Origin of the sequence: Brevibacillus sp. NPDC058079, assembly GCF_042885155.1 — a bacterium.
Taxonomy (GTDB): domain Bacteria; phylum Bacillota; class Bacilli; order Brevibacillales; family Brevibacillaceae; genus Brevibacillus.
The window spans coordinates 414358-429349 of the sequence record NZ_JBHVSO010000003.1 but is presented as its reverse complement, the minus strand read 5'-3'; the positions used below and the strand labels follow the sequence as shown (position 1 = coordinate 429349).

Annotated in this window: 12 protein-coding genes; 7 read left to right on the top strand and 5 right to left on the bottom strand. The window is 50.4% G+C overall.

What is annotated here, in order from left to right; translation table 11 throughout:
• Window positions 1-149: 149 nt before the first annotated feature.
• The 4 genes from ACFVS2_RS12150 to nikC are packed head-to-tail and all read right to left on the bottom strand — an operon-like array spanning window position 150 to window position 4010.
• Window positions 150-1139: an ABC transporter ATP-binding protein gene (locus tag ACFVS2_RS12150; protein ID WP_390234115.1), complete on the bottom strand. Its 990-nt coding sequence runs from the start codon at window positions 1137-1139 to the stop codon at window positions 150-152.
• Window positions 1140-1141: 2 nt separating this feature from the next.
• The gene (locus ACFVS2_RS12145; protein ID WP_390234113.1) at window positions 1142-2164 is read right to left on the bottom strand and encodes an ABC transporter ATP-binding protein; all 1023 of its coding nucleotides are present in this window, start codon (window positions 2162-2164) and stop codon (window positions 1142-1144) included.
• Between the two features lie 12 nt (window positions 2165-2176).
• Window positions 2177-3097: a nickel ABC transporter permease gene (gene nikB, locus ACFVS2_RS12140; protein ID WP_390234110.1), complete on the bottom strand. Its 921-nt coding sequence runs from the start codon at window positions 3095-3097 to the stop codon at window positions 2177-2179.
• 13 nt (window positions 3098-3110) lie between these two features.
• Window positions 3111-4010, bottom strand: coding sequence for a nickel transporter permease (gene nikC / locus ACFVS2_RS12135; RefSeq protein ID WP_173619162.1), 900 nt, complete (start codon window positions 4008-4010; stop codon window positions 3111-3113).
• Between the two features lie 180 nt (window positions 4011-4190).
• Here nikC and ACFVS2_RS12130 point away from each other — a divergent pair, with 180 nt between their 5' ends.
• The 7 genes from ACFVS2_RS12130 to ACFVS2_RS12100 all read left to right on the top strand — a co-directional run bounded on the left by ACFVS2_RS12130 (window position 4191) and on the right by ACFVS2_RS12100 (window position 13730).
• Window positions 4191-5426 carry an amidohydrolase gene (locus ACFVS2_RS12130; RefSeq protein WP_390234107.1) on the top strand — a complete coding sequence of 412 codons (1236 nt, stop codon included), beginning with the start codon at window positions 4191-4193 and terminating at the stop codon, window positions 5424-5426.
• A gap of 16 nt (window positions 5427-5442) precedes the next feature.
• The gene (locus tag ACFVS2_RS12125; protein WP_390234104.1) at window positions 5443-6666 is read left to right on the top strand and encodes an amidohydrolase; all 1224 of its coding nucleotides are present in this window, start codon (window positions 5443-5445) and stop codon (window positions 6664-6666) included.
• A gap of 34 nt (window positions 6667-6700) precedes the next feature.
• Entirely contained in the window at window positions 6701-7918 is a 1218-nt protein-coding gene (locus tag ACFVS2_RS12120) for an amidohydrolase family protein (RefSeq protein ID WP_390234101.1), read from the top strand.
• A gap of 197 nt (window positions 7919-8115) precedes the next feature.
• Window positions 8116-8790 carry an ABC transporter ATP-binding protein gene (locus ACFVS2_RS12115; RefSeq protein WP_390234099.1) on the top strand — a complete coding sequence of 225 codons (675 nt, stop codon included), beginning with the start codon at window positions 8116-8118 and terminating at the stop codon, window positions 8788-8790.
• Window positions 8753-9931 carry an efflux RND transporter periplasmic adaptor subunit gene (locus ACFVS2_RS12110; RefSeq protein ID WP_390234096.1) on the top strand — a complete coding sequence of 393 codons (1179 nt, stop codon included), beginning with the start codon at window positions 8753-8755 and terminating at the stop codon, window positions 9929-9931. The genes ACFVS2_RS12115 and ACFVS2_RS12110 overlap by 38 nt, the downstream gene beginning before the upstream one ends.
• Window positions 9932-9949: 18 nt before the next feature.
• Window positions 9950-12832, top strand: coding sequence for an ABC transporter permease (locus ACFVS2_RS12105; RefSeq protein ID WP_390234529.1), 2883 nt, complete (start codon window positions 9950-9952; stop codon window positions 12830-12832).
• A gap of 4 nt (window positions 12833-12836) precedes the next feature.
• Window positions 12837-13730, top strand: a complete 894-nt coding sequence (locus ACFVS2_RS12100) for an ABC transporter ATP-binding protein (protein ID WP_390234093.1) — start codon at window positions 12837-12839, stop codon at window positions 13728-13730.
• Window positions 13731-14048: 318 nt separating this feature from the next.
• Here the strand turns inward: ACFVS2_RS12100 and ACFVS2_RS12095 are convergent, their stop codons facing one another.
• Window positions 14049-14948, bottom strand: a complete 900-nt coding sequence (locus ACFVS2_RS12095; RefSeq protein ID WP_390234091.1) for a LysR family transcriptional regulator — start codon at window positions 14946-14948, stop codon at window positions 14049-14051.
• Between the last annotated feature and the right edge of the window lie 44 nt (window positions 14949-14992).

The window sequence follows — 14992 nt, the reverse complement described above, 5'->3', positions numbered from 1 at the left end:
ACCGAGAAAGTGGCGAGAACCTGAAGAAGGAGGAGCGGAGTGTAGGAAACCTACATGAGCACCGGACTTCAAAGGTGAACGCCAGTTTCGATGCCGAATTCGCTTTCAGAATTACTTCGTGATCAAAAGTCGACTTTTTGAACAACCTCTTAGACGATGTGGCAGGCGACTTGGTGTGTGTCGTGCAGGCTGGTCAAGCCAGGTACTTCTGTTTTGCAGCGATCAATCGCATACGGGCAACGCGTATGGAAGCGGCAGCCCTGCGGAGGATTGATGGGAGAAGGTACATCTCCGCGCAGAATGATTCGCTCCTGCTTTTTGTTAACGTCTGGCACCGGGATCGCAGACAAGAGTGCCTGTGTGTAAGGATGCTGCGGGTTGTCGAACAGCGACTTTTTATCCGCGATCTCTACCACTTTACCGAGGTACATCACCATGACGCGATCCGAGATGTGACGAACGACGCCGAGGTCATGGGAGATGAACAAATACGTCAGCTTGAACTGCTTTTGTAACGATTTCAGGAGATTCAGCACTTGAGCCTGAATGGACACGTCGAGTGCCGATACGGCTTCGTCACAAATGATCAGCTTTGGTTGCATCGCGAGGGCACGGGCAATCCCGATCCGTTGGCGTTGTCCACCGCTGAACTCATGCGGGAAACGATCAATTTGATCCGGACGCAAGCCTACATAGCCGAGCAGCTCGATAATGCGCTCGCGGCGTTGATGCGCAGGTACGATATTTTGGATCGCCAACGCTTCCCCGAGAATAGCGGATACAGATTGGCGCGGGTTGAGCGAAGCAAATGGGTCCTGGAAAATGACTTGCAAATGCTTGCGCATGTCGCGCATTTGCTTCTTGGACATCGCCAGCAGATCTTGTCCTTCGAATAATACCGTTCCGCTCGTCGGTTCATCTAGACGGAGGATGGCACGACCGGTAGTGGATTTGCCACAACCGGATTCGCCTACAATACTCAGTGTTTCTCCTTCATGGATCGTGAAGCTGATGTCATCCACGGCTTTTACATGGTTGACGGTACGGCCTAAAATGCCGCCTTTGATCGGGAAGTGCTGCTTGAGATTTTTAACTTCGAGCAGTGGTTTTTTTGTTGGATTCGTTTGTGTCGTCATCATGGTCATACCCCCACTTCCGTAGCAGTCTTGGTGTCGCCGTTCCACTCTGACGTATACATCCAGCAGCGTACTTTGCTTCCGTCTGCATACTCCAAGAGCTCAGGAAGCTTCGTATTGCACAGCTCTGTTGCATGCGGGCAACGTGGAGCGAATCGGCATCCAACTGGCATGTTGAACGGACTTGGAACGTTCCCTTTAATCGCTTGCAGCTCTTCCACGTCCTCATCCAGACGGGGGAGGGAGTTCATCAGCCCTACTGTATAGGGATGGCGTGGATTCGCGAACAGATTTTGTGCAGTCGTGTACTCCACGACTTTTCCTGCGTACATGACCGCAACGCGATCGCATGTTTCAGCAACGACGCCAAGATCGTGAGTAATCATGATGATGCTCATGCCCATTTCGACTTGTAGCTTTTTCATCAGCTCGAGAATCTGAGCCTGAATGGTAACGTCCAAAGCCGTCGTCGGTTCATCCGCGATCAAAATTTCCGGGCGGCAGGCGAGAGCCATCGCGATCATGACGCGTTGGCGCATACCACCAGACAATTCATGTGGCTCTTGAGTCGCGCGTTTTTCCGGGGAAGGAATACCGACCAGACGCAGCATGTCGACTGCTTTGTCCCACGCTTCCCTACGTCCCATGTTTTGGTGCAGACGCAATACCTCTGCGATTTGTTCCCCAACCGAATAAACCGGATTAAGCGAGGTCATTGGTTCTTGGAAAATCATCGAAATCTCGTTGCCGCGGATCGAGCGCATGTCTGACTCGGATTTCTTTGTGAGGTCTTGCCCTTTGAAAAGGATTTCTCCTCCTACAATTTTTCCCGGAGGGCTGGCAATCAAACGCAGGATCGAGAGGGAAGTGATACTTTTTCCACAGCCCGATTCTCCTACCAGACCTAGTGTCTCTCCTCTATTTAGAGAGAAATCAACGCCGTCCACTGCTTTACTGACGCCATCTTCTGTGAAAAAATGCGTTTGCAGATTGCGAACGTCCAGGATGATATCTTGTTGTTCCGGCATGGTGATCCCTCCTTAGTTCAGATCAATTCGTTTATTAAAGTAGCGATACAATACATCGACGAGCAGGTTCACGAACACGAAGATAATGGAAGCGATGAGTACGCCGCCTTGTACGACAGGCAAATCGCGCATGCGGATCGCATCGACGATCAGACGACCCAAGCCGTTGATGGCAAATACTGATTCTACGAGAACCGTACCACCCAAAAGGAAACCGAACTGCAAGCCAACGACGGTAATAATCGGGATCAACGCGTTTTTCAAAGCATGTTTGTAAATGATGACTGTTTCACGCAAGCCTTTTGCTTTCGCAGTGCGGATGTAGTCTTGACGTACGACGTCGAGCATACTGGAGCGAGTCATACGAGCAACGATGGCAGCCCCAGCGGTACCGAGTGTGATCGCTGGCAAAATCATGTGCTTCCAAGTGCCCCAGCCTGCGACCGGGAAGAGTTGCAACTTGACGGAGAACGTGTAGATCAAACTCAAGCCGAGCCAAAAGCTTGGCAAGGATACACCGAGCAAGGCAATAACCATGATCGTGATATCAGCAGCAGAGTATTGCTTGGTAGCAGAGATGATCCCTGCGATCATTCCGAGTACAACCGTTACAAAAATACTGGCAACGGCGAGCTCGATGGTAGCAGGCAGGCGCGCCATGATCTCATCCCACACGGGAAGATTGGAGCGAAGTGATGTACCTAGATCGCCTTGGAACACGTTGGCGACATATTGCACGTATTGAACCATGACCGGCTGATCCAAGCCGAGCTGTGTACGCATTTTTGCAATCGTTTCTTCAGAAGCGCCTTCACCAGCAAGCAATACCGCCGGGTCGCCAGGAACCATTTGCATGATCAAAAACACGACCAGAATGACACCGAGCAGGACGGGAATCATCTGCAGCAGGCGACGGATAATGTAAACAAACATGTAGCATTCCCTCCTATTGTTTCATTCGTGGATCGAGAGCGTCCCTGAGGCCGTCCCCAAAGATGTTGAAGCCGAGAACAAGAGTTGCAATAGCGAAACCAGGGAACATGGCCAGATGCGGAGCGGTAAACAAGAAGTCGCGTCCGTTACTGAGCATGGCGCCCCACTCCGGCAGAGGAGGCTGTGCTCCCAGTCCGAGGAACGAAAGGCCAGCGGCGGAAAGAATCGCGGTAGCTAGGCGCATCGTTGCCTGTACAATAATAGGAGACAAAATGTTTGGAAAAATGTGTCTAAAGATAATCGTGAAGTCATTAGCACCGAGTGAGCGGATCGCATCGATGTATTCCAGCTTTTTCACAGTCAGGGTAGAACCGCGAACAATCCGTGCAAATACAGGGATCGAGAAGATACCGACGGCGACCATGACATTAAAGAGACTCGGCCCTAAAGCACTTACGATGGCCAGAGAAAGCAGGATTCCCGGGAAGGCGAGCAGGACATCGATGATACGGGAGATAACTGTATCTACCCAGCCTCCGTAATAACCGGATAATAATCCGAGAATAATTCCGAAAAATGCACCAATAAAGACGGCGACAAATCCGACGGACATCGAGAGCTGTGTTCCGTATAAAAGACGGCTCATTACATCCCGACCTTTGTCATCGGTACCCATCCAGTGTTCAGCAGATGGTGGCTTCAACTTGTTAACCAAGTCAATCTCATATGGATCGTAGGGAGCGATGAATGGTGCCAACAGGGCAATCGCAATATAAAAAATCACGATACAGCCACCTACCATGGCGAGTTTGTTTTTTCGTAATTTCCTGTAAAAAGTCCGCCATCTGCTAGGGCGTGCAGCCGCTGCTTTCGGCGGAAGAGCTTGATTGGTTGGTGCGATCTCAACCTTCATGGTGTAACCCCTCCTTTGCTTACGTCAAAGTTATCAGAAAAATGTACGAAGTAAAGGCAATTTGAACAAGTCGTAAAAATAGTGAAAATAGACGTAAAGATTGTGCAAATCAAGTCTTCCGGCTTCCTAGATAATGGGGGAGAAAGGAATGGAGAGAGACAAAGAGAGGGTGGATAATGGATGGGCGTTACCTATTGGTTGACCAATGTTCGTTTGGAGACGGGCTACCGTCGGGAAAACGGTGTCGTCACGGGGACAGAGGCATCCTTGTTTCACATTTTGGTAAAAGACGGAAAATTCGCGCGTATTGCACCAGCGACAGAGAAGCTTACAGATGGTATTTTGCAAAAGGATGCAAAAGGCTTATTGGCACTCCCATCTTTCGTAGAGAAGCATGTTCATTTGGACAAGACGCTTCAGGGAGAACCATGGCGGGCCGTCATTCCTGTGTCTACTATCATTGAACGCTGTGAAATTGAAAAACGTACACTGCCGGGATTGCCGACAACTACACAAGAGCGTGCGAAGAATCTGTTGGAGATCCTCTTGTCCTATGGCTCGACACACGTGCGTACACATGTGGACATTTACCCGGAAGTGGGAATCTCCAATTTGGAATCAGTAAAAGCAGCATTAGCAACCTACGCGGATCGAGTAACCCACGAGATCGTGGCATTCCCGCAGCATGGCTTGTTGCGTACAGATGCAAAAGCGCTCTTACGTGAGGCATTGCGTCAAGGCGCGACTCATGTAGGTGGCGTAGACCCAGCTAATGTGGATGGCGATATAGAAGAATCCTTGCACCAAATGATGGAGCTGGCTGTAGAAGCAAACGCAGGTGTGGACTTGCATTTGCATGACCCAGGACATTTGGGAACCTACACAATGAAACGACTGGCTGCAATGACCGTAGACGCTGGCTGGCAAGGTCGCGTAGCAATCAGCCATGCGTTTGCGCTCGGAGACATCCCTGTGCCAGAAGCAGAAGAGATGGCGACGATCCTGCGGGAAGCGGGCATCACGATCATCACCAGCGTACCATTTAGCCGCGTCATTCCACCTGTGCAGCTGTTGCACCAAAATGGCGTAGACGTTGCGGTCGGCTGCGACAACATTTTTGACACGTGGCAACCATATGGAAATGGCGATGTATTGGAGCGCCTCTGGCGACTGGCAGAACGCAATCGTTGGCTGGATGAGTTGTCCCTATCTCAATCGCTACGTTTTATCACAGGTGGCAAAACGACGTTGGATGCCAACGGAACACAGCTGTGGCCTGCACAAGGCGAAGACGCTAGCCTGATCCTCGTGGATGCGACCTGCTCGGCAGAAGCGATCGCGCGCCGTGCAGATCGACACGCAGTATTCTTCAAAGGCAATCTCGCTTCTGGTCAAGTGGATGAAGTGAACGTTTAAGAGGGGTGAAAAGCCGGTGAAATCTTCTCCTTATTGGATCGTCAACGCTCGATTGGAAATCGGGTATGAGTGGGAAGAAGGCGTGATCAGTGGAACGCGGACAGAGCTGTGCGATTTGCTCATTGAGCATGGAAAAATCACACGCATTGTCCCTTCTAGTGAAATTTTGGAGGATGGGCTGCCTAAAAAGGACGCGAAGGGCTTACTGATCTTGCCGTCTATGGCCGAGAAGCACATTCATCTGGAAAAAACGTATTACGGCGGCCCATGGAAGGCAACGACTCCCGTAAAAAACTTGTTCGAACGCCACACTGAGGACAGAGGGCTGTTGCCGTTGTATCTCAAACAGGCTCAGACAGGAGCAGAAAATATTCTCTCGCTGCTGGTGGAAACAGGGGTTACGCATGTAAGAACGCATTGTCATGTGGACCCACAGGTTGGTCTTGGGTTTTTGGAAGGAATGAAGAGTGCGTTTGAGACGTTTGCAGACCGTGTCTCCCACGAAATCGTTGCTTTCCCGCATTATGGCATGCTGCGTACACAAGCGCGCGACATGGTACGTGAGGCACTGCGTCAAGGAGCCACTCATGTAGGCGGCGTCGATCCAGGTGGAGTAGACGGCGACATCGAGCGTTCTCTGCAAACGATGCTAGAGCTGGCAGTCGAAGCGGATGCCGACATTGACATGCATTTGCATGATCCGGGGCATCTCGGAGTATTTACGATGAAGCGCCTTGCTACTCTGACTGAAGAGGCAGGCTGGCAAGGACGTGTCACGATTAGCCACGCGATGGGATTAGGCGATGTTTCACAGGAGGAAGCCAGAGAGATGGCGCAACGTCTCGCCTCCCTTGGTATCTCCATTGCATCGACAGTGCCGATCAATCGCCCGACCATTCCGATTCCGTTGCTGCATCAAGAAGGCGTAGCGGTCATGCTCGGCAACGATAGCTTGACAGACAACTGGACACCCTTTGGCAGCGGAGACTTGTTGGAAAAAGCAGGACGACTGGCTGAACGCTTCCGCTTGACGGATGAAAGATCGTTAGGCGTAGCACTCGGCTTTGTGACAGAAGGGCGGATCACTCTCGACGAAACCGGGAATCGCCTGTGGCCATTGGCTGGAGATGAGGCGAGCCTGATGGCGGTCGAAGCGACATGTTCAGCAGAAGCTGTTGCGAGACGTGCGAAGCGCAAGGTCGTTCTTTTCCAAGGTAACCGGGTAGCAGGTGAGTGGTAGTACTACTTTTAAATAGAAAGGATGTCATGGATAGATGTCTACAGCCTATTGGATTACCAACGTCCGCTTGGAGAGCGGATACCGCAAAGAAAATGACAAGGTGGTTGCTACAGATACTGAAGTGGCGCATCTATTAATAGAAGACGGACGAATTGCACAGATCGTGAGTGGAGCTGCTCCACAAACCGAGCTGCCAACGAAGGATGCCAGCGGTTTGTTGGCACTGCCGTCATTTAGGGATATGCACATCCATATCGATAAAACGTACTATGGCGGTCCTTGGAAAGCCGTGACACCAGTAAAAAACATCTTGGGTCGACTGGAAGAAGAGAGCCAGCTCATGCCGAAGCTGTTGCCAACAGCACAAGAGCGCGCGGAAAAAATGCTGGAATTGCTGCTGTCCGCAGGCTCCACCCATATTCGCTCCCATTGTAATATCGATCCGTACATCGGACTTAAAAACCTGGAAGCGACCATGGCTGCACTGGAGACCTTTAGCGGCAGATTACAGTGCGAGGTCGTTGCCTTCCCACAGCAAGGTCTTCTGCGAAGCAACCAAGTGGAGAACATCCGTCAAGCCTTGAAGATGGGCGCGACCTACGTTGGTGGTGTAGACCCGGCGACAGTGGATCAAAACATCGAGAAATCGCTCGCTACCATTTTTGAGCTGGCAGTCGAAGCGAATGCACCAATCGACGTTCATTTGCATGACCCAGATCATCTCGGGGTGTTTACATTCAAGCGTTTGGCTAAAATGACCGAAGAAGCAGGGTGGCAAGGTCGCGTTACCATCAGCCATGCCAACTCCCTTGCTGACATCAGCCTGGAAGAAGCAGGTGACGTTGCTGAAATGCTTGCTGGCTTGGGCATTTCGATCACTTCCACTGTACCAGTGAACAGAGGGACGATTCCCATTCCATTGCTGCATGAAAAAGGTGTCTCCGTCTCTCTCGGAGACGACAGTATTACCGATCACTGGTCGCCATTTGGACAAGGTGACAGCTTGGAAAAAGCAGGTCGCTTGGCAGAGCGCTTCCGCATGCAGGATGAGCGTTCCCTGTCCCAAGCACTGGGCTTCATTACAGGCGGGAAAACGCCGCTGGATAAAGAGGGCAATCGTATGTGGCCAAATGTTGGCGACGAGGCGGATATCGTATTCGTTCATGCATCCTCGGCAGCAGAAGCAGTTGCACGCCGTGCGAAGCGTCAAGCAGTGATGTTCCGCGGGAATGTCGTTTCTGGGGCTTTGTAAAATCGAAAATGAAATAAGAAAAAAGGCAGAACCACAGGGTTTTGCCTTTTTCTTTTTGTAAGTGGCAATAGCGGCCAAAACGCGGGTATTTATTTTCGTTTATATTAGTTTATTCCAATTTTACTAAACAATAGTTTTTGTTTGAGTTACTATTAACAAAACTTGCATTTTTCAGATATATTTTCGGGGGTGTCATTTTGTCGTTCATTGCAGAGACAAAAAACATAGAACGCACGTTTGGTAGAGGGGCAACTGCCGTCAGAGCGCTTGCGGGCATAAAAATGCGCGTAGAATCAGGGCGATTGCTCGTACTAAAAGGCAGATCAGGATCAGGAAAAACGACTCTATTAAACCTTTTGGGTGGTCTCGATCGTCCGACGGTAGGAAGCGTGTACTTTCAGGGACGAGAAATCGGCCAGCTATCGGATCATGAGCGAACGAGGATCAGGCGAAAGAACATGGGCTTTATTTTCCAGTCGTTTGGCTTGCTTCCGCTGATGTCAGCCGCTGAAAACGTCGAGTTTGGACTCCGCCTGTCAGGGGTGCCTGCTGCCGAATGGAGGGAGCGTGTTCGCGAATCGCTGGATATCGTAGGGTTGTCCAAACGGGCGCATCATCGGCCGTTTGAGATGTCCGGTGGAGAACAGCAACGCTGTGCGATTGCCAGAGCTGTTGCGAACAGGCCAACACTACTATTGGCGGATGAGCCGACAGCTGAGCTAGATAGTAAAACGGGTCTGCAAATTAGCCGTTTGTTTCGCCAACTGGTCGATGAAGGTGCTATGAGCATTGTCATGACGACACATGATCCTGGTGTAATGGAGGTGGCGGACGATGTCTATGAATTGGAGGACGGTCGTATCAAGGAATAGCAAAATAAAATGGGCGTACTTGAGCGTTTTCCTTTTGTTGACGGGCTGTTCCCTATTCCCTAAGGAAGAGGAGGTTCTGGCTCCGCCATTAGTGGAGCCGTCGCCTATCAAATACGAGGTGGCAGAAGTTTTACAAGGGACGATCGTAAAAAGTGTGAAAGGAAACGCCTCCTTTACAACCGTGAAAACGGCGGAGCTCTCTTTCCCAGAGACGAAGGGACTGCGGCTGAAGTCGTTCTCTGTCCAAGGCGGCGATCAGGTGAAAAAAGGACAGGTACTTGCTGAATTGGATGCGGCTGAAATGGAGAGATCGATCGAGTCGGCCCGGTATGAAGTGGAGAAGGCAAAGCTGGAGCTGCTTGAAGCCCAGCAGGATAATCACTACGAAGTCGAATCCGCCAAGCTGGATGTTTTGAAGGCAGAGATGAACGCCAAGGTAGACGAGACCAAGCTAGCCAAGATCGAATTAGAAAAGGCTCAGCTAGACTTGGCGAAATTGCAGGATCCCAAGAAGCGGCAGTACGTGGTGGAGCGTGCCAGACTAAACGTGAAGCAAAAAGAGATGGACCTGAAGAACCTGCAACAGCGTTGGGCCGAAACCAAGCTGATCTCGCCCTTTGACGGCATCGTGCTTTTTACAAGCAACGAACAGGTGGGAGATGAGGTGGAAGCGCATCAAAAGTTGGTAACGATAGGCGATCCGACCAAGCTGTTCGTGGTGTATACCGCTCCCGAGAAAGAGGCGCTGCAAGATGTTAGGGAAGGGATGAAAGTCATTCTCTCGGGCAAAGACGGCGAAAAAGGCGAGGGGACCGTTGTTCAGACACCCCTGCATGTCCCATCCAATTTACCAGAGGATTTGACGAAGCTGTATCAGAGAAGTCTACTCATTACACCGAAAATCCCTCCAAAGGGCTTGGAGATCGGGACAGGAGTCAGTATTGAAGTGATTGTGGACAAGCAGGATCAGACGCTTTTTATACCGAGAAAAGCACTTCATGAATTATCAGGTAGGAAGTACGTTCGGGTGCTCGACGGGAATAGCAAGAAGGAAGTGGACGTGGAGACTGGTATCATCACCCAGAGGGAGGTTGAGATTCGCAAAGGTCTATCGGCAGGCCAACTGGTTATTTTGGAATAGGGGGACAATTTCGTGGCGATGCTGCAAATGATCTTGCGGAAAATGATGAATAACCGCTGGCTGGTCGGCAGTCTGTTGATCGGGCTGGTCGTCGCTGTCGGATTGGTATCGAGTATACCCGCATTCACGTCAGGGGTACTCCAACGCATGTTGACCAAGGATATGGAGGAATACCAGAAGAATGTGAACCGCTTCCCTGGTGGCTTACTGATCGGGGTCAATCAAAACAAACTGGGAAAGAATGGGGCGGCTCTTGTAGACGAAATGACCGCTCATCTGCAAAACGAAGTAATCGCTCAACTGGATGTCCCGGTGTATGCAGAAGTGACCGTTTTGCGGACCATTCCGTTTAATGCCATTCAAGAAAACATACAGCCGAAGAGCCCGGTCAGTTCCGACAGTTCGCGGATCTATTCGCTGAGCGGACTTGCGCAGCATATGACGCTTGTCGACGGTCGCCTGCCTGCTGCAACCCCCGTTGATGGCGTGTACGAAGCGCTGGTAACGGAAAAAGCGTTAAAGGACCGCCGGATGGTGCTAGGCAGCTTGTATGAGCTGACCACGATCCAGGTAGAAGGACTCAAGGTGCGAATCAAGCCAGTCGGTGTTTTCAAGGAAAAAGAGGGGAACGATCCTTATTGGTTTGCTTCGACCAGTGAATACTCCAGTGGCTTCGTATTGGATGAACGGCTTTTTCAGAGTGTGTTTTTGGAAGAGAAAAATCTGGTCATTTCAACCCAGATGTATACGGCCTTTCACTATCAATCATTTCGGATCAGCGATACAGAGAAGCTGAATTCATTGGTGGCCGGAATCGAAGGGAAGCTGCAACAGCATGGATTGAAAAAAGCGGAAATCGACGTTCAGTTTCCGGCGGCTAGTCTTGTGGGCAAGTACAATGAGCAAGAGAAGCAATTCAAAACCATTCTCTGGTCTCTCTACATCCCCATTTTCATTATGCTGGGCCTTTATCTCGTGATGGTTTCGGGATTAATTGTGGAAAGGCAACGAACGGAAATCGCAGTGCTGGGCAGCAGGGGAGCCAGCAGAATGCAGATTTTTTCTATTTATTTTATGGAGATCGCCATTCTTGGGTTATGCGCCTTCTTGATCGGTCCCTTTGTGGGGATTCAGCTTAGTAAGATACTTGGCGTCTCGAATGGATTTCTCGAATTTGTCGATCGCAAAGGTTTAGATGTCACGATCAGTCCGGAAGTATTCGTGTATGCTGCGTGGATGGTGGTTGCTTGTATCACACTTGTTTTGATTTCTGTGTTTCTGGCAACCAGGCAAAATATCGTCACGCACAAACAAAACATGGCGAGAATGAGTGGATCCGCCATTTGGCACCGGCTGTTTTTCGACGTATTGCTGCTTGCGGTCTCGTGGTATGGATGGTATTCCTATCAAAACGCCGCTGAAACCGCAGCAAAAACGAGCGAAGGAGCTACGGCGATCTCGATCGATTTCCTTCTCTTTTTTGTGCCCGTTCTGTTTTCGCTCGGTCTTGGCCTGCTGCTTCTCCGTTTGTACCCGTGGCTCCTGCGTCTGATGTCTTGGGCAGGACGCTCCTTTTTCCCGCTTTCTCTACATACGACGCTGGTTCAGGTGGGGAGAGCTCCACGGCAGTATCATTTTCTCATGCTGTTTGTGACGATTACGGTCGCAGTAGGAATGTTCAGTGCAAGCATGGCACGGACGATCAATCAAAATGCAGAGGAGAGAATCCGTTACCAGATCGGCACGGATATTCGTTTGAAGGCAGAGTGGCAGAGCGACAAACCGGAAGTAACGGTCTATCGGGGAGGAAGGAATGCGGAAGAAGGTGAGGAAGCAGAAGTGGAACAAGCGCCTGCTGCTCCTCCCGTTCAGTATGTAGAGCCGGATTTCGAAGTGTACAGTCGACTGCCTGAAGTTGAGCATGCAACAAAAGTCTTTGTGAACGGCCTGGCGGAGGCTTCTTTTCAGGGCGATCCTGTGAAGGACATCACCTTGATGGGGATCGACCCCAAAGAGTTTGCAAAGACCGCTTGGATGAAGTCTGACTTGCTCCCGCATCACTTCCACGATTATTTGAATTTGATAGCAAAAGAACCGCGTGCCCTATTGCTGTCTCGCAGCCTCGCTGACAAGCTGCACGTGGTGGAGGGACAAACCATTCTGCTCGGTTGGGGGGATTCTCGCAGGGTTGAAATGATTGTGTATGCCATCGTGGATTACTGGCCGGGATGGAATCCTACGTCTGTAAAAAGCACATACGGAAGCAGAATGGAAGAGCAGTATTTGGCAGTCGCCAATCTCCCGTTCGTACAAGACAAGATTCGCATGGAGCCGTATGAGGTTTGGATCAAAATGAAAGAGGGCTCGTCTTCTGAAGCGCTTTACAAGGGTCTGGCACAAGAGGGAGTCAAGCTCGCCATGCTGAATAATGCCAGACAGCAAGTCATCCAGATGAAAAACAACGCATTTTATTTGGGGCTGAACGGATCGCTGACGCTCGGATTCCTGCTTTCCATGCTGGTCACCTTTATCGGCTACGTGTTGTACTGGGTGCTTACACTAGGAGCCAGAAAATTGCAATACGGCGTGTTCCGCGCGATGGGAATGCCATTCAGACAGCTTCTTGCCATACTCGCGTGGGAGCAGCTCTTGACGTTTGGCGTCGCTTTTGCAATGGGAATGACAGCGGGCAAGCTGGCAAATAGCCTGTTTTTGCCTGCACTCAGTCTCTATTTGCATGCCGATAAGCAAGTTCCTCCCTTTACTGTTATTTCGATGCCGCAAGATGAACAAATCATTTATACGTTCATTGCTGTGACACTAGTTATCGGAATCGGGGTCGTCGGTATTCTGCTGTCACGGATGCAGATCCATCAAGCCGTAAAGCTGGGGGAGGACTAATCAAATGATCGTATGCGAAAATTTGGTGAAAATCTACAAGGCAAATGATCTGGAAGTGGTGGCGCTGCAAGGGTTGGATTTGCGTGTAGAGGCTGGAGAGCTAATGGGGATCATCGGGAATAGCGGCAGCGGAAAATCAACGCTTCTGAACATGCTAGGAGGGCTGGACCGTCCCTCGGCAGGAAAACTTTCCGTCGCGGGAGCTGATTTATTTCGATTGACGACTTCCGAGCTGGTTCAGTATCGTTTGCAGACTGTAGGCTTTGTTTGGCAGAACAACGCACGCAATCTGATCCCTTATCTATCTGCTCTGCAAAATGTGGAGATGCCAATGCTTTTGCGGGGCAAGCGAAAAAGGGAGCGGGCCCACGAGTTGTTGGAACTGGTGGGGCTGGGCCACCGAAAAAAGAACAAGCTGAGCGAACTTTCCGGCGGGGAGCAACAGCGGGTAGCCATCGCGATCGCGTTGGCGAACGAGCCCAAACTACTTTTGGCAGATGAGCCGACTGGCAGTGTAGACACTCGAACGGCAGCTATCATTCTGGATTTGTTTCAAGAGCTGAACCGATCGTTTGGGCTAACCGTCGTCATCGTGACTCATGACTTGGAGCTGGCGCGCAATGTGGATCGCGTCGTAGCAATTAGGGATGGGAAAACGTCCAGCGAGTTGTTGCGGCGAAAAGGAACGGAAGAAAACACTTCCGAGTCTTCGGATGAGTCAGCTAACGAGGACACTCATGAGGAATTGGCGGTGCTTGATCAGGTGGGGAGGCTGCAGATCCCAATGGAGTACCTCCAGGCGATTCAGGCGGACGGCAAGCTCCGAATCGAGCTGGAAAAAGATCGCATCATCCTGACGACGCCTGTATCCTCTATCAAAACAGACACGCAAATGTGACGTGTCTGTTTTTTTGTTCATTTGCCTGCAACTAAAATGCATGGCACCAGCATAAAGGATCATCTCCCCCACAATGAGGGCAACAACCTCCTGTATATCGAAGCCGAATTTGATCTGAATGTAGCACACCATAGTCGGTAATCGGTTCGACGCCCGGGATTGGTTCGTCTGGGATCTCGCGCACTTTCATGTCCGACCACTTGCCGCTCCAGGAACATATACTGCACGTTAATCTCTCAGCTGTAGGGTGCAACGCATTCTCGATGACGATCATACATTCTTGACTGTTGGTATTACAAGTAGGACAATCGTGAAGTTTCATGATTCATCACCTCTCATCAACGTAATTACATCCCCAAAATAATCGACAACAACCTCACGGAATTCTTGAGCGGCTCGCGAAATGTACCGACTCCTGTGCCATAATAATGCGATTTCCCGTACCAATTCGTGATTTTCTACTTGGAGATACTTGATTTGTTCACGAGAATCTCTTGCTGTGCTTGGTATGAAGGCTATGCCAATCTCTGCTTCCACCAGCTGGATTAGCCTTGCGGGTTCATCTCCCTCATACACATATGTAGGTGCGAATCCAGCTGACTTGCATATAGCGTCTACGAAATCGCGTGTACCGTACCCTTTCTTTACACCGACAAACGATTCATCCTTCAGCTCTGTCAAAGATACGATACTTCGGTCTGCTAGTCGATGCCCCCTTGGAACAGCTACGAGGATAGGGTCAATGAAGACGATTTGACATTCAATGTCATCGTCTTGTATAGGAGGGGAGGACAAGCAAAAATCGACCTCTCCTCTATGAAGAAGCGTAACCATTTCCTGCGTGGTGAGCATTTGTACATGGAATTGGATATCGGGCCGCTTTTTCCGAAACTCGCGAAGGATATTGGGCAGCGTGCTTGCAGTTGTCACCGCCAATTCAAGTGTGCCATGTTCCGGGTTGGACAAATCGCTAAGCTCTAGCTTCCCCTGTTCTAATTCAAATAAAGCTCTTTCCACACGGCAAAGGAATTTGCTTCCGAACTCATTCAGACGTAGCTTTCTCCCTTTTCGATCAAAGAGCGGGACTCCCAGATCCTCCTCTAATCGTTGAATCGTTTTGCTTAGAGACGACTGGGTCACATGCAGACTTCTCGCAGCTTCGGTCATATGCTCCATACGAGCTACCGTAAGAAAGTATTGCAGTTGAAGAAGTTCCATGTAGCTCCTCCATTCATTCCTTTCAATCCATGAAATCATAACAT

What these genes read in the sequence shown, in the direction of transcription:
- ACFVS2_RS12150 (WP_390234115.1), bottom strand. Translation starts at nt 1,139, where the DNA reads ATGATGACGACACAAACGAATCCAACAAAAAAACCACTGCTCGAAGTT.
- ACFVS2_RS12145 (WP_390234113.1), bottom strand. Translation starts at nt 2,164, where the DNA reads ATGCCGGAACAACAAGATATCATCCTGGACGTTCGCAATCTGCAAACG.
- nikB (WP_390234110.1), bottom strand. Translation starts at nt 3,097, where the DNA reads ATGTTTGTTTACATTATCCGTCGCCTGCTGCAGATGATTCCCGTCCTG.
- nikC (WP_173619162.1), bottom strand. Translation starts at nt 4,010, where the DNA reads ATGAAGGTTGAGATCGCACCAACCAATCAAGCTCTTCCGCCGAAAGCA.
- ACFVS2_RS12130 (WP_390234107.1), top strand. Translation starts at nt 4,191, where the DNA reads ATGGGCGTTACCTATTGGTTGACCAATGTTCGTTTGGAGACGGGCTAC.
- ACFVS2_RS12120 (WP_390234101.1), top strand. Translation starts at nt 6,701, where the DNA reads ATGTCTACAGCCTATTGGATTACCAACGTCCGCTTGGAGAGCGGATAC.
- ACFVS2_RS12110 (WP_390234096.1), top strand. Translation starts at nt 8,753, where the DNA reads ATGTCTATGAATTGGAGGACGGTCGTATCAAGGAATAGCAAAATAAAA.
- ACFVS2_RS12105 (WP_390234529.1), top strand. Translation starts at nt 9,950, where the DNA reads ATGCTGCAAATGATCTTGCGGAAAATGATGAATAACCGCTGGCTGGTC.
- ACFVS2_RS12100 (WP_390234093.1), top strand. Translation starts at nt 12,837, where the DNA reads ATGATCGTATGCGAAAATTTGGTGAAAATCTACAAGGCAAATGATCTG.
- ACFVS2_RS12095 (WP_390234091.1), bottom strand. Translation starts at nt 14,948, where the DNA reads ATGGAACTTCTTCAACTGCAATACTTTCTTACGGTAGCTCGTATGGAG.